Below are 18057 nucleotides of genomic sequence, written 5' to 3'. Positions count from 1 at the left end.
ACGTTGGGGTGGGGGGTTCGTTGGTCGAGGGCGTGGGTGCCGGGCTCCGGGCGGCCGGTGGGGCGTCCTGGTCTCCGCAGCCGCTGAGGCCGCCCGCGCGCAGCACCTTGCAGACGGCGTCCTCGGTGCCGGTCGTGACCGCGGCGGCGACCCCGGAAACGGCGATGACGGCGAGAATGGCGCAGATGAGCAGAATCGCGGCGAGGTAACTGACCGGGCCCTCGCCGCGATCACGAAGCGTCCCGGTCCCGTTCACCTTCCGGCGACCCGACGGCACGCATGTGAAGCTACGGGAGGTACTTAAGGGACGAACGGGCCCAGGGGCCCATCATGGGACCTAATGTCGGGATAAATAACGACGAAACCGACTACAGCACCGAGATGTGCACGTGGTCGAAGTGGTTCTGTGTAATGCTGCCGCGGTCCTCCATCGGCCGCCAGCCCTCCGCGTGCCGCTGCGGGTTGTAGATGTGCTGACGGTAGATGATGTAGTAGATGCCCAGTTTCTGGGCGTTGGCGTAGGCCCAGTTGGAGATGGCGAAACCGAGGTCCGCCTCCGGCCCGGTCGGACCGTTCGGGCCACTGATCATGAAGTCGCAGGCGCGGCCGAGCGGATGCTCACCGCCGCCCGGGATGCCGCCGTTGGAGCGGTAGCACCCGATGCCCTTGGGCACCTTGAACTTCTCCCTGATCAGATCGCGGACGCAGCGCATCCGGGGGGTGATGTTCTCGGGGCCCATCGGGCCCCCCTCGGGGCACGTGCTCGCGTCGGGCAGCTGCTGGCTGAAGCCTTCGCCGCCCGGGATGACGGGACGGCCCTCGTACTTCTCGCCCTCCTCGGCGACCAGCCGGATCTTGAACAGCCGCAGCAGGGTCGTGCGGGAGGCGCGGTAACCGCCGGACGTCCAGATCTTGATGTCGTCGCACCGCAGCTCATGGAACATGACCACACCGTCGCCGCCGTGGCCGTCATCACCGGGCACCGGGTAGGTGACGCCCCTGCAGGGCGGCAACTGCAGCTCGGCGATCGCTGACGCGGTGCCGTAGCTCTTGCCGATGCCTTCCTCGCCGGTGGAGTCGGTGCAGAGGTTCCTGCGCGCGGCGAGGTCCCTGCGGTCCTCGGCGGTGAGCTCGTCCTCGTCCTTGAGCTGGCAGTCGGCACTGCGCACCGACACCTTCATCGTGTAGCCCTTGGGCCCCGACGGCTTGACCTTCTCCGTCACCACGGTGTCGTTGCGGCGGGCGTAGTCCTCCGCCGACCGGTGGTAGGGGAGCTTGTCCTGGCCGACCTCGATGTTCGGCGCGATCGCCCAGAGGCCGACGTCGTTCGGCAGCATGCCGAGCATCGCGACCCGGATGACCTCGTCCCGCAGCGGCTTGACGGCCCCGATCGCCGCCGCGTCGGCGCCGCTCTGCGCCCGGGTCCGCATGTCGTTGGCGTACGCCAGCGGGACGAGCATGACGGTGAGCGCGACCGTGCACACGCAGGCCATCAGCATGACGATCTGCGTGGATCCTTCGTCGCCGCGGTCCCGCCGCCAGCGCGCCAGCTTCACCAGGTCACCACCGGATGCGCGGAAGCTTGCATGATCGAGCCAACACTAAGAGAGTCGGCCGCGGCGACACAGGGCCCCAGGGCCCAATCCTGGACGTCGCGCCCCCGGGTTCAGCGGTCGCCGAACCAGCCGTCCTTCTCCTCGACGGCGAAGGAGCCGAGGATCGTGGCGAGCCGATCCTTGCCGGCGGCACCCTCGGGCGAGCGGGTGACGACGTCCAGCAGCCGCTGCTTCTCCGTCAGGACGAACGTCTCGGTGATCCGCATCCGGATCTTCGCGCCCGTCGCCGTCCGGATCTCGTTCGAATAGTGGAAGCGGTGCGCGGCCCGCGCCCCGGGCACCAGGACCGGCTCCTCGTCCCCGATCTCGTAGCCGGAGCGGGGGGCGGCGCCGCGGAACTGCACGACCTTGTCCTGGAGGGAGTTGCGCCATCCTCCCCAGTCGATGACCTGCACCTCCGCCGACCGCGTCCCGTCGTCGCGGGACGGGCCGTTGAACTGGACGGCCGGGCGTCCGCCGGACTCGCCCTCCCGCACGCTCCAGCCCGAGGGGTAGTCGATCCGGAAGCGGTCGCCGTCGTAGCGGCTCAGCCCGGCGGGGGCTTCGTCTCCCGTCACCACCCCGCAGGCGGCGAGCGCGGCGAGCAGGGGCGGGATGATCAGGTGACGCTTGAGCACAAGAGCAATGTAGGCGCCGCCCCCGGCCGCCGTTGTGAGCCCGGGGACCCATCCTGGGCCCAATTGTCCCGATCCGGTCACCTTGTCCGGCCAACCTTCGCGGGATGTCAGCCGTCCGCGTCACCCGGCAGGGCGCCGGAGGCCGCCGGGCGCTCGCACCCGACCCGGCGCGAACCTGCGGGCGACCGGCACGCTCACCGCGACCAGCCCGCCGAGCGCGCAGCCCGCCGTGAGCCACCAGAGCCGGACCGGCGCCGGGTCCAGGTCACCGGCGACCTGGACTCCGACGGCGACGACGACCGCGGCGACCGCCACCGGCGCGCCGGCGGCCACCGCCACGGGGAGCGGTCCCGCGCGCCCGGCCGGCCGGGTCCCGAGAAGCACGAACAGGAGGACGACCGGGAGCACGAGCCACACCATCCGCGGGACGGCCAGCGACACGGCCTGCTCCCCCACCGCGGTGATCAGGACCGTCAGCCCGGCCGCGAGATAGTCCCGGCCGAAGGCGGCGAGCGCGCCGGCCGCGCTGCCGAGGACCACCGCCGCCACCGCGCCCGCGTACATCGCGGGCTCGGTGCCGGCGAGGATGACCGGCATCGCCTTGACCGAGAACAGCGCGACCAGCGCCGCGGCCACCGGCACGGCGACCAGGGTGCGCGAGGACGGGCTGCCGGCCCGCCGGTCGGCCCGGTCGATGGCGACCCAGGAGGCCAGGACGGCGGACGCCGCGCACGCCCGGACCACCGCCACCGCGGCCGACGACTCGTCCAGGCCGCACGCCCGAATCACCGAGAACTGGAGCAGCAGGGTCGCGACACCGACGATGATGCCGATCAGTCCCGCCATCGCGCTCACCCCGCGTGCGCAGCCGCCAACTGGTTCGTACCGGGACGATACCGGCGCAGGATCGGGCAGGGATGGGTCCGGAAGCCCATCCCTGCCCGCTTCCCGGACCCAAGCCGACTGGGCCCGAAAAGTCAGGTCAGAGCGTGTCAGGTCAGAGCGTGTGAGGTCAGAGCGTGTAGGGCACGGGCAGGTCCTTCACCAGCGTCACGACCTTCTCCCGGGTCCGTCCGTCTCCGGCGACGGTCAGCTCGCGGCGTTCCAAGGCCCGGTCCCGGACGACGTACGCGGTGACCTCGAAGCCCTTCCCCTTCGCGACCGCCGCCGGCGCGGCGATGTCGGGACGGTACTCGGCGATGACGCGGTCGCGGCGCTTCGCGACCTCCCCGGTGATGTTCGGGCGGAACCTGATCTCGTCCACGGAGCCGACGACGTAGGTGAGCTTGCCGCGCGGCCGGGTGGAGTCCAGGTAGAGGCGGGCGAGCGCCGTCGCGGCGGCCGGGTCCGTGACGGCCGTGCCGTCCGCCTCCGTCATCTCGTTGAACGCCTTCGGCTCGCCGGTCAGCAGGAGCGCCCGCGCGCCGCCGCTCGCGACGTGCAGCCGCACCGGGTGCGGCCCCTGCCGGTAGTCGACCTGGTAGACACGCCAGCTCCGCAGGAACGGCGCGGGCAGCGGGGTCAGGCGGCTGCCGCCGCGGGTGACGATCGACGCCTCCTCCTTGTGGCCCTGCTGGGCCAGCGCGGCGGAGATCGCCTGGCGGACCCGCTCGTCCGGCCGCCGCTCCGGGGTGGCGGACGAACCGCCCGCACTGTTCCCGCCCGCGCTGTCCCCGCCCGCGCACCCGGCCGCGCCGAGCAGGGCCGCCAGGACCACCCACGCGATCACCGCGCGCCGCGTCCAGCGGTCAGCAGAAGATCCAGAGAAAGCAGCTCTTGTTCGCGTCATCCCACGCGTCTCCGTAGTTATCGGGGTAGGTGTTCCCGTCCACCGAGGACACCACCTCACCATTCTCGAAGGCTTCCTTCACGCGCTGCCGGCCCGCGGCCTCGCCGACCCGGCGTTCCTCTCCGGGAGTGAGCGGCGGCCTCTGCGCCTGGGCGCGTGCCTTGTTCTCGGCGTTGACAGCGTCCCGGTAGGCTGCTTCGTATTCGGCCTGCAGCAGCGTATCCGGCGGGGCGTTCTTGCCACGCAGCCGCTGCAATTCCTGGTTGTTCTCGATCTCGTCGATGACGCCTTGGGTCTCCTCCTCGATCGCCGCGTCGATGTACTCCTCCCGGGACATCTCCTTGGGATCGGGCACGTTGCGGTTCTTGGCGTGGTTCACCTCGTGGATGAAGGTGTTCGCGCGCTCCACGGGCGTCTGCGAGGTGTCGATGTAGAACACGTTGTCCGCGTCGCTCCAGTAGGAGCCGCCACCATTGCGGTAGACGACGCGGACCCCGTTGTCCTCCACCCACCGCAAAGCGTCGCGGCCCGCCTGGGTCTCGTTGAGGACCGCCTCGGTCTCGATCTGCTCCGTCGACTTCGGCGGTGGCGGCGGCTCCTCGACCGGCGGTCCCGGGCTCGGGCTCGGTTCCCGGGGCTGCCCCTCGGGCCCGGATCCGCCGGGAGTCGGCGGGGACGTCAGGGGCGGCTCACCGTCCCCTGCGCGGGACCGGATGCCGCAGCCGCCGCCCCCGGAGACCTCGCAGATCGCCGACTCCAGGCCGCCCGCGATCTTCCCGCCGACCGGCGAGGTGGCCACCACCGCGACCGCGGCGGCGATGACGAGGATCACCGCGATATGGCTGACGGCCCCTTCACCACGATCTCGACCTGGACGCACGATGCCTCTCCTAGGGCCGGCAGATCGGAAACGTGTGCATCGAACCCCGCCCGGGTCGTCCGGCGCATGAGTCCCAAGACCCCATCCGGACCCGGCGGGTGAGCCCTGCCAGTGCGGGTGAACTTGCGGGCGGACCGTGCCGCACGGTAGGTCCACGGCCCCAAATCCGGGCCCAAAGCGCAGGTGGGGAGGCTTCCACCCATTCAGCCCAGGGCCCGGCGTGCCTAGAGTGAGCCGGTGACCGAGCCTCTCGCTCCGCCCGGACCGCCCGCGTCGGCCGCCCCCGCCCCCGCCGAGCCGCGGCCCCGGCGGTCATGGCTCTGGCTGCTGCCGGCCGGGTGGCTGGCGCAGGTGATCGTCCGGCTGATGATCACGCGGAACCTGGACGCCCCGCCCGTGTATCCGGACGAGACCGGCTATCTCGTCGCCGCGCGCTGGTTCACCGGCGGACCCGGCGCCGACCTCTCCGGCGCGACCTTCTACCAGGGCGGCTACGCCCTGCTCCTCACCCCCGCCTACCTGGTCAGCGACGACCCGGCCGTGCTGTACCGGATCGTCCTCGGCATCAACGCGCTCATCGGAGCCGCCGCCTTCCCGCTCGGCTTCGCGGCGCTGCGGCGCCTGGGGCTGACCCGCCGGGCCGCCCTCCCCCTCGCCTGGACGGCCGCGCTCCTCCCGGCCACGACGTTCTGGTCGGGCGTGGCGATGTCGGACGCGCTCCTGCCCGTCCTGGTCCTGGCATGGCTGCTCTGCCTTGACCGGTTCGTGCGGTCGCGGGGGGCGGGTGCCGCGGCCGCCGCGAGCCTGCTCGCCTGCTACGCGCTCTCCGTCCACAGCCGCGGCATGATCCTGGTGGCCGTCCACGGTCTCGTGCTGGTGGCGTACCTGGTGCGCGGCGGAAACCGGCGTCCCGCGCTCATCGGCACGGCCGTCACCGTGCTGGGCGCCGGAGCCGCCACGTTCTTCAACTCCCTGGTGCGAGACCGGCTCTACCCGGACGGCACGTTCCAGGTCTCGGAACTGCTGTGGACGCGGCTGACCACCCTCGACGGCCAAGGCTGGGCGCTCGCGGGGGCGGCCGGCCAGGTGTGGGCGATGCTGGCGGCGACGTGGATGATCGGCGGCATCGCGCTCGTCCTCATGGCGCACGCGCTGGGACGGCGCAACGCCCCGCCCGCCGACCGCGTGATGGCCGGAGTCGTCCTGGCCACCACGGCCGGGATCGCCTACGCGACCGCGGCCGGCCTTCCCGACGAGGTGCGCTACGGCAACCACGCCTACGGCCGGTACCTGTCCTGCCTCGCGTTCGTCTATCTGCTGGTCGGCCTGGCGGCGCTCGTCCGCATGCCCCGGGTGGCGAAACCCGCCGTGCTCGGCGCACTCGTCTTCGCGGGCTGCGCGGCGGTGGTCGCGCTGCGCATCTCCGGCATGAAGCCGACCACCCACATCTACCTCACGTTCGACTTCCCCGAGGTCGGCCTGCTCGGCGGCTTCTGGACGGGCCTGAAACCGCTCTGGACGACCCTCACCGCCTGCGCCCTGCTCCTCCTCTTCTGCGGACTCCGCCGTTTCGGGCCGGTCGCCCTGGTGGGGATCATGATCACCGTCAACCTCGGCGCGGCGATGCTGATGCCCGCCGTCCTGCTGACCCCGCGCAGCCAGCCGATCCCCCCGGTGGGAGAGGCCGGGCGCGGCGGTGTCGCCGTGGCCGCCTCGCTGAACGAGGACCGGATGCGCTCACTGCTCATCTACTCGCGGCTGGCGTTCCGGGTCTCGTGGACGGAGCTGGAGAAGTTCGATCCCGCCGGCGGCCTGCCCCACGAGGGGATCTGCACCGTGGTCGTCGGCCGGCCCGATGGGACCGCCGCCGAGGCGACCTGGCCCCGTCACCCGCCGGGGTGGCGCGCCCGCGAGGCCGAACGCCGCAGGCTGAAGTGGGTCGTCTGGTCCGCCCCGTCCTGCCGCTGACGGAACCTCGCGACCACCTTCGGCACCACGAAGTAGGCGCCCAGCGCGTAGACGATGCCGAGCAGCACGTCCACGACGTAGTGCTCGCCGAAGTACACCACGCCGACCCAGATCGACACCGGGTACAAGAGCAGCGGCCAGACCCAGCGCCAGCCGAACGCCTTCGCCGCGAACAGCGCGAACAGCAGCGGATACGCCGAATGCAGCGACGGCACCGCGGCCACCGCGTTCGGCGACAACTGCCGGTAGAACGAGTCGTAGGAACCGCCGCCGATCGCGCTCCACACGCTGCCCGTCACGCGCTGGATGGGCTCGATGTGGCCTTCCTGCGCCGCCATCCACGGCGGCGCCGCGGGATAGGCCAGGTAGGTGGCGAACGCCGCCAGGGACAGGCCGACGAAGCAGAGCACGAACGGCCAGTACATCGCCGGCCGCTTCTTCCAGAGCACCGTGCCCAGCACCAGCGGCGCCACGAAATGGAACGTGTAGAGCACGTAGAAGTAGAAGTCGTACCACCGGTCGCCGCCGCGCCACAGCCGCTCCTGCAGCCATTCGGTCGGCAGCCCGCCCCCGGCCAGCCACCGGTCGAACTCGATCATCGCCGTGTAGTGGACGTTGTCGTTCAGGTCGTCGGCGATGCCCGCGAACGACTGGTACAGCATCAGCAGCGCCAGAAAGGGACCGAGGCGCTTCAGGAAAACACGGGACTGCCCGAAGATGGCGAACAGCGCGAGCAGGATCAGGAAGACCGCGTCGGGCGTCCAGAAAACGACCTTCCGCGTGATGACGTAGAGGAGGAGCAGCACACCGGACACGCGCGCCGCGAGAATCCAGAAATCCTTACGGCCGAACTGCCCCAGCACGCCCCGGGCAAGGCCTGCCTTGTCCGGGGCGAGCTCAGGGGGTCGCGGTCCGTCCTCTGCCAGTCCGACACCGAGGCCCCCGCCACCCGAATCCACGCCCATTTTCCGGACGCTATCCCGCGGCTGTTCGGCTGCCCAGGGCCCCCGGACCCAATCGGGCCCGGGGGGCCGGGGGGGCCGGTCAGCCGACCTTGATGTTCTGCACCGGCTGGAATCCCGGGATGTGCACGTTCGCGGTTTTGACCTCGGGAGGGAGCTTGAACATGGCCCAGAGGGTGTACTCCTCCCCCTTCTCGACCATGTAGTCGTCCATGGGCGTAACAAGGAGATAGGGGCCTAGCGTCACCTTGTTCACCGAGTCCCGGACGGCGCGGTACCGGAGTGAACCGGAAACGATGGCGGCTTGGCTGGTGCTGGCCTCCGCATAAACGCCGCTGTAATCGTGGGAGGAGGTCCAGGCGTTGAGCGGCTGGTCGTCATTGTTGCGAAGCGTCCAGACCAGCGACACGAAGCCGTTGCGGTCCCGCCTGACCTCGTTGATCCGCACCTCGGCTTGGGCGGGCCACTCGCCTTTGAGTACGTCCGGTGGGTCACCGCTGGGCGCGGTCCCGAGCACGGGCAGCTTTCCGTCGGCGGCCGGGGTCGGCGCCGCCGCCGGCGGTGCGGGAGGCGCGGACGGGGGCTCGGGCTTGGGGAACAGGACGGTCACGCGCCGGTTGACCCGGCGGCCTTCCTCGTTCTCGTTCGTGGCGATCGGGTCCTTGGATCCGTGCCCCTGTACCTGGTAGTTGATCCCCTCCCGGGTGACGAGCCGCTCCAGCGCGGCCTTCACCGCCTGCGCCCGGCGTTCTGAGAGCGGGTCGTTGATCGCGTCGTTGCCGCTGTTGTCGGTATGCCCGTCGATCTTCACCGTGGTGCCCGCGGACTGATCGATCTTGGCCGCCACGTCCTTGAGGGCGGCTTCCGCCTTGGCGGTGAGGTCGGCCTTGTTCAGGGCGAAGAGCACGTCCGTCGACAACCGGACCCGCAGGTCGTTCCCGTCGTCGTCCTGCGCCTTGGTCTCGTCGTCCACCTGGACCGTGAGGGGGAAGACCTGGGGTTCACCACCCTTGACCGTGTTCGGGTCGGCCTTCCCTCCGTTCTCGTCGACCACCACATGGTCGGGCGGCGCGCTGCCCAGTTGCACGTCGAGGAACGGCGGAGCGGACGGGAACATCACGTCCATATGTGTCACATCGCCGGGCGGCGCGGGAAAGACCGCCACAAGGTCTTTACTCCCCTTGGGGGGCAAGGTCGGCCATCCGCGGGTGCAGAGGCACTGACCGTTGCCATAGGCCATCGGAAAGTGGCGTTTGGCGTTCTTGCCGTCCAGCAGGGACACGCCCCCGATCGAGTCCGTGTTGAGCTTTGGCGTGTTCCACGGAATCTTCAACGCGCCTTCGAACGCGTATTCCTTGTCCCTGTCGTTCCGCAAGCGCCACCTTGCGACGACCGCTTTCGGGGAGACCCGGTCCAGGGCCATCAGGTCTACCTTGACATCCGCTCCCACGGCGAGCGGGCGTGTCTGGATGGGAGCGCCTGTGGAAGCCTGGCCGCCCGCGGGAGATTCTCCCCGCCTTGGCGGGTCCTCCCCGTCTCCGCCACTGCAGGACGCCAAGAGGAGCGTGAGGAACGCGGCCGCCGACCCCGTCTTCACCCAGGCACGCATACCCACACCTTTCCTGCCTCACAAACATGCGAACACACCAATGTGGAGAACCGAGTATCTCGGTTCTCCACATTGGCGAAAACTCGTTCGAGCAATCTTTCCGTTGCAGCTCCGCGAGCTATGGTCAGCTGGCGCTGTTGGCCGACCCGGGCTGGGTGCTCGTCACCTTGCCGATCGCGGTTTCGATGCCGGTCTGGATCTTCGTGCCGATGCCGGAGACGGCGATCGCCGCCAGGATTCCGGCGATGAGGATGATGACCGCGATGTAGGAAACCGCGCCCTCTCCCCGGTCCGACTTCGCCAGCGCCGCACGCGTCTGCATTCCGATGAACATCTCGGATCGCTCCCCTTTTCCGCTTCGCCTTGTGACATTCAAGGTACGGATCGGGGAATGCCCAGCACAGGGTCCGAAGACCCAAGCTGGACCCATCTGGCGGGCCCATCAGCGGTCCCCCACCGTCGTGCCCAGCCAGCGGACGATGGCGGCCGCGCGGTTCTCCACCGCGAGCTTGGCGAAGATGCGGTTGACGTGGTTCTTCACGGTCTTCTCCGTCAGGAACAGCCGGCCGGCGATCTCCCGGTTGGCGTGGCCCTGCGCGATCAGGTCCATGACCTCGGCCTCCCGCGCCGACAGCCCGTACCGGTCCCGGTCGGACCGCCGCGGGCGGTCCTGGGCCGGTTCCTTGACCGCGTTCATCAGCGCCGTGATCGCCACCGGGGACAGCGGATTCCCGGTGCCCGCGGCCGCCTGCCGGACGGCGGTCGCCAGGTCGTCGACGTCGAAGGTGCCGTGCACGAGGTACCCGCTCGCGCCGCCGCGGACGGCCGCGCGGATGACGTCGGGTTCGTCGGTGTAGGTCAGCATCAGCACGCGGGTGATGCCGCTCAGCGTCTGGAGGGCCGACATGCCGTCCAGCAGGGGCATCCGGACGTCGAGCAGCACGAGGTCCGGGCGGTGCCGTTCGGCCAGCTCGATGGCGCGGCGGCCGTCCCCGGCCTCGGCGACGACCGTCGCGACGCCCGTCGCCTCCAGCAGGGACACCAGGCCGGAACGGACGACGGGGTTGTCGTCGGCGACCACCACTCTGATCTCGTTCATGCCACCTCCAGATAGGGAGCGGGCGCCTGGGCGCCGTCGGGGATCGGCACGGTCACGGTGACGGTGGTGCCCTCGCCCGGCTCCGACGTCACCGTCATCTCGGCTCCGGCGTGCGCGGCGCGCTCTCGCATCCCGACCACGCCGTAGTGGCCGTCCCGGGCCAGGTCGTCGACGTCGGCGGGCATCGCGAACCCCTTGCCGTGGTCGGCGATCGTGAGGACGACCCGGCCACCGCCGTTCTGGAGCCGCACCTCGATCGACGGGGCGTCCGCGTGCCGCTTCACGTTCTCCAGGGCCTCGCGGAGGATCGCCGCCACCTCGTGCCGGGTCCGGATCGGCAACTCGACGCCGGAGTCGGCGGACACCTGCGCCTCCACCCCGGCCGCCGCCGCCCACGAGCCGGCGATGTCCCCGACGATCTCGTCGAGCGGGCGCCGCGCGGTGTCGGTGCGCAGCTCGGCGATCAGCTCCCGCGCCTCGCGGGAGGCGATCTCGGCCGCCGCGACGATGCGCTGTGCCTCCTCGCGGGCCCGGTCCGGTGAGCGGCTCACCCAGGCGGGCAGCGCGGACGCCGACATGGAGATGCCGCGCAGCGTCTTGACCAGCGAGTCGTGCATCTCCCGTGCCAGCCGGGTGCGCTCCTCCGCGGCCGCCGCCGCGATCTCGGCGCGGTGCCGGGCCTCGTCGGACTGCGCGAACTCGTCGAACAGCCGGCGCAGCGCGGTGCCCACGAAACCGCCGATGAAGTAGCACAGCGGCATGCCGAGAACGGTCTGGAAACTCGCCGCCCACGCGGAGTCCGCCGCCGCCGCGTAGTAGAGCAGCACCTGCAGCGGGCAGATGAGCAGCGTGCCGGACCACTGGAAGAGCAGGCCGGCCACCGTGGAGGTGATGGCCGTGACGAGGAAGAACGGGCCGAGCACGCCGCCCACTTCGAGCGCCGCGTAGACGATCAGCGCGTCGAGGGCGAGCAGTACGGGGTACCCGATGAGCCGAGGGACGATCTCCTGCCATCCGAACAGGGCGAGCGCGGACAGCGCCCCCACGCAGGACAGCACGAAGATCGTTTCTAAGTCCGCCCGGTCGCGGGGGACCAGCAGCAGCGCCAGGCCCGAGGCGAGCACCCGCACCTGCATGAGGAGGCGGAAGGTCGCGCCGATCCGGGCGAGCGGCGGGTCACTGGCCAAGGAGACCGCCTCCCCCCGAGTTCAGGCCGAAGTACAGCGCGCCCAAGATCAGCACGAGCATGCCGGGGACCATCATGAACGTGGTCACCATGGTGATCTTGGGTTCGGCGCGCTGCGCCCTGCGGCGGGCGAGCTGCGACGCCTCACGCCGCATGTCCACGCTGATGTCGGCGAGGGCGTTCGCCAGCGGGGCGCCGAGCTCCTCGGCCTGGAGTATCGCCGTCACGAAGCTGGAGAGCTGCTCGCTGTTGTTGCGGCTGCGCAGGTCCTCGAACGCCTGCCGGAACGGTGTCCCGACCTCCATCTGGCGGAGGGTCGTCCTCATCTCGTCCGCCAGGGCGCCCGGCATGCTCTCGGCGACCCGGCTGAGGGCCTGCCGGAAGCTGAGGCCGGCGGTGACGGTCACCGCGAGCACGTCCAGGAAGTCGGGCAGGCCCCGCTGCAGTTCCTGCTGGCGCTCCTGGGACAGGTTCCACAGGACCACGTCCGTCTGGAACCAGCCGAACAGCAGCAGCGCCGAGCCGATGAACAGGTGGTCGGACAGCAGCATGATGACGCCGATCGACCCCAGCACGAGCAGAGTGCCGCCCTTGTTCCGGGCGTACTGCTCCACGGTGAGCCCGTAGGGGCGGCCGGCGCGCTCGATGCGGCGGTTCAGCCGGCCCCGGGCCGCCGGGCTCATCGACCTCAGCACCAGCGGCGCGAACAGGCCGCCGAAGGGCTCGGTGACCCCGCCGAGCGGGCCGAACCCCTTCTTCTTGGGCTTCTTGACGACCGCCGCCATCTCCTCGCTCACCTGCTGGCCGGAGGTCCTGAGGTGCAGGCCCCACACGAACATGGCCGCGCACAGCGCGGCGGCGGCGGACAGCGCGAGCGGCATCAGACGTCGATCCTCGTCATGCGTCGGATGATGTACAGGGCCCCGGTGAACAGGGACATGGCGATCAGCAGGAGCGTCTGGCCCATGAGCGAACCCGTCATCTTGTCGACGACGTCGGGAGCGAGGAACGCGATGCCGAAGAGCGTCGCCATGCCCATGGCGAAGATCGCCCATCCGGCGGCCACGGACTCCCCGACGATCGTCTTGACCTCGCGCCGGGTCTCCTTCCGCTGCTCCAGCGTGCTGGAGATGTTGCGCAGCGACGTGATGAGCGAGCCACCCGAGCGGGACGCCACGACCAGCGTGCTCACCAGGACCGCGAGCTCCCGGGACTGCAGCCGGTCCCGCAGCTCGTTCATGGCCGCGTCGAACGACTGGCCGAGGCGCAGCGCCTCGGCCGTGCGGGCCAGTTCCGTGCGGGCCGGGTCGTCGAGCTCCTCGGCGGCCATCTCGATCGCCGTCCGGATGGACAGGCCCGCCGCGGCCGCGTTCGACAGCACGCGGGCCAGCTCGGGCAGCTGGCCGATGAACTCCTCCACCCGGCGCACCTCCTGCTGGCGGAGGAAGCCGAAGAGCGCCAGGCCGACGCCGAGGGCGGTGACGATGCCGAGGAACAGCGACAGCACCTGGCCGAGCAGGACGACGATGAGCAGGCCGGCGCCCGTCAGCCCCATCACGAAGACCGACAGCCGTATCCGCAGGCCCGAGGCCGCCAGCCGGCGGTAGACCTGCCGGCCGAGCGCGGTCCGGCGCAGCCGGGCGTCCCACCGGTCCAGCCGGGTCGCCATCGACCGCTCGGTGAAACCGCGGGCGCCGCGGGCGGCCAGCGCGCGCTGCTGGTCGAGACCGCTGCCGAACTGCCAGACGCCGAGCACCCCGATGACGAGGACGACGGTCATCGACAGCAGGACCAGCTCGAAGCTCATGGGGCCTCCCCGGGGGCGGGACCGGGTCCCCGCCCATTGCCGGACGGGTTCTGCGGTGGCGGCCACGGAGGCGCGTTGTTCACCGGGGCCTGGCCCGCCGGACCCGGGCTCACCGGCGGCCGGCCCACCGGACCCTGGCCCGCCGGGCGCTGAGCGCCGCCGAAGGCCGCCGGGATCGCCTCCCCGGCGAACATCAGCTTGGTGACGAGCTCCTGCGGAAGGGCCTGGTGGACGTAGCGTCCGCGGACGACCCGGTCGAGGCCGACCGGCTCCATCTCGAACCGCATGATCGGGGTGAGCTCGATGCTCTCCCGCCGTCCCGACGACACGACCGCGACCTCACCGATCCGCCGCGATCCGTCCACCGCCCGGTCCAGGAAGATCACCGCGTCGACCGCGTTGTTGATCTGGTCGCGGATCGCGTTGTACGGGATCTTGACCTCGCTCATCGAGGCGAGCGTCTCGATCCGGTAGATGCTGTCCTCGGCCGAGTTGGCGTGCACGGTCACCATGGAGCCGTCGTGGCCGGTGTTCATCGCCTGCAGCATGTCGAGCGTCTCAGCGCCGCGGACCTCACCGACGATCACCCGGTCGGGACGCATCCGCAGCGCGTTGCGGACCAGGTCCCGGATCGTGATGGCGCCCTCGCCCTCGATGTTGGGCGGGCGCGACTCCAGCCGGATGACGTGGTCCTGCTGCAACTGGAGCTCGGCGGAGTCCTCGATCGTCACGATGCGCTCGCTGGACGGCGCGAACCCCGACAGCGCGTTCAGGAACGTCGTCTTGCCGGTGCCCGTCCCGCCCGTGATCACGATGTTGAGCCGGGCCCGGACGAACGCGCCGAGCAGCAGCGCCGTGTGCTCGTCGAGCGCGCCCATGCTCACCAGCTCGTCCATCCGGAACGGGCGCGGGAAGCGGCGGATCGTCAGCACCGGGCCGACGAGCGAGAGCGGCGGCACGATCACGTTCACGCGCTCACCGGTCGGCAGCCGGGCGTCCACCATCGGGCTCGACTCGTCCACGCGCCGGTTCACCTGCGCGACGATGCGGTCGATGGTCTGGTACAGCTGGGCGTCGCTGGCGAACCCCACGTCGATGCGGGTCAGCTTGCCGAGCCGTTCGATGTAGACGTTGTCCGGGCCGTTGACCATGATCTCGGTGACGGACGGGTCGGCGAGCAGCGGCTCCAGCACACCGAGGCCGAGCGCCTCGTCCACGATCCGGCGGACCAGCTGCGCCCGCTCCCGGGTCGACAGGACCGGGCCCTCGCGGGTCAGGATGTGCCCGACGACCTTCTCCAGCCGGGCGCGGCGCTGCGCCATGTCCAGAGTGGCGAGGTCGTCGAGGTTGACCTCCTCCAGCAGCCGCTGACGCCAGTGACCGACATCCGGTCCCGTCGCCTGCGGCTCCGGACCGGTCTCCTTGCGGTTCTTCAGGCCCATGACTCACCCCACAGGCATTTCGACGCGGCGGAGGACCGTGATGTTCAGCGGAAGTCCGTTCGCGATGAGGGGCACCTTGGCGCGCACCGTGCAGCGGACCGTGTCGCCCGCGAGCGCCTCCACGGTGATCTCCCTGTCCGTAATCACTTCGGGCAGGGCCGCGCTGGCGGCGCGGGTACCCGGGCCGATCTTGGTCGTCGGCTCGTGCAGCGCGACGCCCTGCATCGACGCGGTCCGCGCGCCGGTCCGGGTGGCGTTCTCGACCTGCTCGACCGTCGCGAACGCGGTGTACGCCTCGTATGCGCAAAACAGGGTGGCGAGGACGAAACCGATCCAGGCCATGAACTCGACCGCCGCCGACCCCTCGTCATCGTGTAACCGGGGCACCCTCGTACCGCGCATCCGAGTCACCCCTCCCCCTCATAGACGATCTTGGATCGGTGGCTGACGGTGAACGGGAGGGTGAAGCCCTTGAGCACCAGCGGCGGCTTGATCGACACCCGGACGTAGCCGCAGTCGGGGTCGCGCGGGCCGGCGCCGTCGCACCGCGCGCCCGTCGGGTACTCCACCTCGAAGCTGTCGTCGTCGGCGAACCGCCCGGACACCCTCTTGATCGCCGCCGCCTCGACCTCCTCCCGGTCACCGCCGACCGCCGCGATCCGCGCGCCCTCGTTCGCCGAGTGGGTCGTGTACGTCATCGACCAGCCGATCAGGAACGCCTCCCAGACCAGGACGAGAACCATCAGGATGAGCGGCAGCATGCCGGTGAACTCGACGATCTGCCCGCGGTCGCGCTCCCCGTCCGGAATCTCGGGACGCAGGCGGGGGATTCGGATCGCGGGCCGGATCATGGCGCCCCCGTCATGGCGCGCCCGCCGCCCGCGTCGGCCGGCTCGGGCGCGAGCATGCCGAGCTCGCCCGCGACCTGGAGGACCGCGCGCCGGAAACCGTCGTCCTCGACGCGGCTCAGCGACCCGTTGTTGATCGCCTTCTCCAGCGCGCGGAACGCCGGCGGGATCGTCGTCTTGGTCAGGGCCAGCCCGAGGATGCGGGCGGCGAAGTCGGGCTGGATCTCGTTCTTGCGGCTCTGCCGGGTCAGCACCGCGATGACGTCCTCGCTCTTGCGCGCCTCCAGCCGCGACCACAGCCCGACCATGCGCTTGGCGGCGCGCAGGCACGGCAGGTCGGGCATCACGGTGAGCGCGACCCGGTCCGCCAGCTCGACCGCGGTGATGGAGGCCTCCGTCATGAACGTCCCGCAGTCGACGATCACGATGTCGTAGCGGGAGCGGAGCGCGGCGAGGATCTGCCGGGTGGCCAGCGAGGTCACGTCCTCCCCGTGCTCGGCCTCGGGCGGCGCGAGGAGCACATGCGGGCCGTCGCCGTGCGTGAACAGCGCGTCCGCGAGCATCGGGCCGGTGATCTCCCCGGCCACGTCGATCAGGTCGGCGATGCTGCGCCGGTGCACCAGGTCGAGATAGCTCGGGATGTCGCCCGCCTGCAGGTCCAGGTCGACCAGGCACACCGAGCGGTCCCGCTGCGCCGCCGCGGCCAGGGAGAGCTGCACGGCCAGCGTCGTCACGCCGGTGCCGCCCTTGGCGCCCGCGAGCGCGATGAGGCGGCCGCGCCGTCCGCCGACGGCCTCCACGTGCCCGCCGCCGATCCACCTGCTCATGCCCCGCGCCCACTCCGCGGCGGTGGACAGCCGCGACTCCAGGTCCTCGAGGCTGGGCTGCCGGGACAGGACGCCGCGCGCCCCCGCCTCCAGCGCCCGGGTCAGCGCGCTCTCGTCGACGGTGGTGCAGAGCAGCACCGCCGCGCAGTTCGGGCGGCGCATCGCGATCTCGCGGACGAGGTCGTGCGCGGGCACCGGCCCGATGTTCTCGTCGATCAGTACGACGTCGATGTCGTGGTCGGTGGCGACCATCCCGAGGATCTCGTTGGAGGTCCTGCCGAACGAGACCGGCTCGAACCCGGTCAGCTCTACCATGACGGCGCGGAACGTCGCCACGAGCTCCTGGTCGTCCCCGCCGAGGAGGACCCTGATGTCGTTCATCGGCCGGCCGCGGGGGTGTTGCAGAGCCGGTTGGCGGGCGGCTTGGTGTCCTCCTGGCCGCCCACGAGGGCCAGCCGGAGCTTGCGGGAGAACGACTCGGCGTACGTCAGCCGGAGGGTCTCGTCTGCGCTCAGCGCGAACGTGACCGGGAGGGCTCCGCTGGTGACACCGCCGCTACCACCTCCACCGCCGGCCTCCGGCGGCTGGTTCCCGCGCGTGTCGGTCACCTGCCGCTCCGGGCCGACGTTGATGACCTGGACGCGGTCGAGGATGCGGACCGCGCACGGCCCCTCCCGGGAGCCGCTGATGGACTCGAACGTGCTGTAGACGTCGACGATCGAGCCGTTGACGACCTTTCCGGCGACGCCGGTCTCAGAGTCGATCATCACGGCGATCTCACGCTGGCCCGGACTCAGCGCCGGACGGTCCTGCAACATGCCCTGCTGCAGGTAGGCACCGCGCGGGATCCTGCCCGCCGCCACCTTGTTCTGCAGGTCGGCGAGCTGGGTGATGAACGCGCCGGTCGCCCACTTCTTCGGGATCTCCGTCTCGCGCACCGAGGCCGCGGCGATCGGCTGGAAGGCCTCCACGTCCGACTGGACCTGGAGGACCGTGGTCATCTCGCCGACCGCCGCGTCGGCGTCGGCTTGGACGTTCTGGACGTAGCCAATGACCAGGACGAAAACGCACACCGCCCCGATGGCCGATGTGATCATCAACAGGACACCGCGTCGCTGCCGGGGGTTCATCTCGCTCCTTCTGCAAGGTCACCCGGTCACGGGTGCCGGGCCGGACGGAACTCGACCGTCCGGGACCGGCGCTCGTCCTCATCGGGATCATCAGAGACCAGGGGGGCTGGGCTGGCGGGTGGTCGGTCGGCGAGGAGAGGCTTGCGCAGGTCGAGCCGGGTGCTCCGCGGCCCGGGGGCGCCTGCTTCTCCGAACGCTTGGGGTGCTGTGCCCGGCGGGGACGGCGGGCGGGGTTCCGCCTGCTGCGGCATCGCCGGCTGAGCGGGTGGGACGGCTG

At 70.9% G+C, this 18057-nt stretch carries 18 protein-coding genes and 2 pseudogenes; 1 reads left to right on the top strand and 19 read right to left on the bottom strand.

Annotated features, from left to right (window positions below; all coding sequences use genetic code 11):
- From E1285_RS34030 to E1285_RS34005, 6 genes and pseudogenes are all read right to left on the bottom strand, one after another.
- Positions 1-277, bottom strand: a pseudogene (locus E1285_RS34030) (hypothetical protein); the annotation flags it as partial.
- Between the two features lie 91 nt (positions 278-368).
- Positions 369-1556 (bottom strand): Tad domain-containing protein, encoded by a 1188-nt coding sequence (locus E1285_RS34025; RefSeq protein WP_132158691.1) that lies wholly within the window; start codon positions 1554-1556, stop codon positions 369-371.
- Positions 1557-1666: 110 nt separating this feature from the next.
- Positions 1667-2233 carry a hypothetical protein gene (locus E1285_RS34020; RefSeq protein ID WP_132158690.1) on the bottom strand — a complete coding sequence of 189 codons (567 nt, stop codon included), beginning with the start codon at positions 2231-2233 and terminating at the stop codon, positions 1667-1669.
- 120 nt (positions 2234-2353) lie between these two features.
- A complete protein-coding gene (locus E1285_RS34015) occupies positions 2354-3079 on the bottom strand; it encodes a hypothetical protein (RefSeq protein WP_132158689.1) in 726 nt (241 codons plus the stop codon).
- 166 nt (positions 3080-3245) lie between these two features.
- Positions 3246-3962, bottom strand: a complete 717-nt coding sequence (locus tag E1285_RS34010; protein ID WP_132158688.1) for a hypothetical protein — start codon at positions 3960-3962, stop codon at positions 3246-3248.
- 19 nt (positions 3963-3981) lie between these two features.
- Positions 3982-4902, bottom strand: coding sequence for a hypothetical protein (locus tag E1285_RS34005; protein WP_132158687.1), 921 nt, complete (start codon positions 4900-4902; stop codon positions 3982-3984).
- Between the two features lie 237 nt (positions 4903-5139).
- On the opposite strand from E1285_RS34005, the gene E1285_RS34000 reads away from it, so the two are divergent.
- Positions 5140-6870 (top strand): hypothetical protein, encoded by a 1731-nt coding sequence (locus E1285_RS34000; RefSeq protein WP_132158686.1) that lies wholly within the window; start codon positions 5140-5142, stop codon positions 6868-6870.
- On the opposite strand, the gene E1285_RS33995 is transcribed toward E1285_RS34000, so the two are convergent.
- The 13 genes and pseudogenes from E1285_RS33995 to E1285_RS46905 form a co-directional block, all read right to left on the bottom strand.
- The gene (locus tag E1285_RS33995) at positions 6789-7685 is read right to left on the bottom strand and encodes a phosphatase PAP2 family protein (protein ID WP_165966866.1); all 897 of its coding nucleotides are present in this window, start codon (positions 7683-7685) and stop codon (positions 6789-6791) included. The genes E1285_RS34000 and E1285_RS33995 overlap by 82 nt on opposite strands.
- 229 nt (positions 7686-7914) lie before the next feature.
- Entirely contained in the window at positions 7915-8958 is a 1044-nt protein-coding gene (locus E1285_RS33990; RefSeq protein ID WP_243723239.1) for an OmpA family protein, read from the bottom strand.
- Positions 8959-9565: 607 nt separating this feature from the next.
- A complete protein-coding gene (locus E1285_RS33985) occupies positions 9566-9763 on the bottom strand; it encodes a hypothetical protein (RefSeq protein WP_165966865.1) in 198 nt (65 codons plus the stop codon).
- A gap of 120 nt (positions 9764-9883) precedes the next feature.
- Positions 9884-10540, bottom strand: coding sequence for a response regulator transcription factor (locus tag E1285_RS33980; RefSeq protein WP_132158683.1), 657 nt, complete (start codon positions 10538-10540; stop codon positions 9884-9886).
- Positions 10537-11727, bottom strand: coding sequence for a histidine kinase (locus tag E1285_RS33975; RefSeq protein ID WP_132158682.1), 1191 nt, complete (start codon positions 11725-11727; stop codon positions 10537-10539). Before E1285_RS33975 ends, E1285_RS33980 begins: the two co-directional genes overlap by 4 nt.
- Complete coding sequence (locus E1285_RS33970; RefSeq protein ID WP_132158681.1) at positions 11717-12607, bottom strand: type II secretion system F family protein; 891 nt, start codon at positions 12605-12607, stop codon at positions 11717-11719. The genes E1285_RS33975 and E1285_RS33970 overlap by 11 nt, the downstream gene beginning before the upstream one ends.
- The gene (locus tag E1285_RS33965; RefSeq protein ID WP_132158680.1) at positions 12607-13533 is read right to left on the bottom strand and encodes a type II secretion system F family protein; all 927 of its coding nucleotides are present in this window, start codon (positions 13531-13533) and stop codon (positions 12607-12609) included. Before E1285_RS33965 ends, E1285_RS33970 begins: the two co-directional genes overlap by 1 nt.
- Positions 13530-14975, bottom strand: a complete 1446-nt coding sequence (locus tag E1285_RS33960; RefSeq protein ID WP_132158679.1) for a CpaF family protein — start codon at positions 14973-14975, stop codon at positions 13530-13532. Before E1285_RS33960 ends, E1285_RS33965 begins: the two co-directional genes overlap by 4 nt.
- 3 nt (positions 14976-14978) lie before the next feature.
- Positions 14979-15377: a hypothetical protein gene (locus E1285_RS33955; RefSeq protein WP_132158678.1), complete on the bottom strand. Its 399-nt coding sequence runs from the start codon at positions 15375-15377 to the stop codon at positions 14979-14981.
- A 5-nt stretch (positions 15378-15382) separates the two neighbouring features.
- On the bottom strand, positions 15383-15826 hold the full coding sequence (locus tag E1285_RS33950; protein WP_132158677.1) for a TadE family protein: 444 nt from the start codon (positions 15824-15826) through the stop codon (positions 15383-15385).
- The gene (locus E1285_RS33945) at positions 15823-17031 is read right to left on the bottom strand and encodes an AAA family ATPase (protein WP_132158676.1); all 1209 of its coding nucleotides are present in this window, start codon (positions 17029-17031) and stop codon (positions 15823-15825) included. The genes E1285_RS33950 and E1285_RS33945 overlap by 4 nt, the downstream gene beginning before the upstream one ends.
- Positions 17028-17780: a Flp pilus assembly protein CpaB gene (gene cpaB, locus E1285_RS33940; RefSeq protein WP_132158675.1), complete on the bottom strand. Its 753-nt coding sequence runs from the start codon at positions 17778-17780 to the stop codon at positions 17028-17030. Before cpaB ends, E1285_RS33945 begins: the two co-directional genes overlap by 4 nt.
- 26 nt (positions 17781-17806) lie before the next feature.
- Positions 17807-18057, bottom strand: a pseudogene (locus E1285_RS46905) (hypothetical protein); the annotation flags it as partial.

Source organism: Actinomadura sp. 7K507, assembly GCF_004348425.1.
Taxonomy (GTDB): Bacteria; Actinomycetota; Actinomycetes; order Streptosporangiales; family Streptosporangiaceae; genus Spirillospora.
Note: the sequence above shows the minus strand (reverse complement) of the source record. Positions and strands in the feature narration are given on the sequence as shown.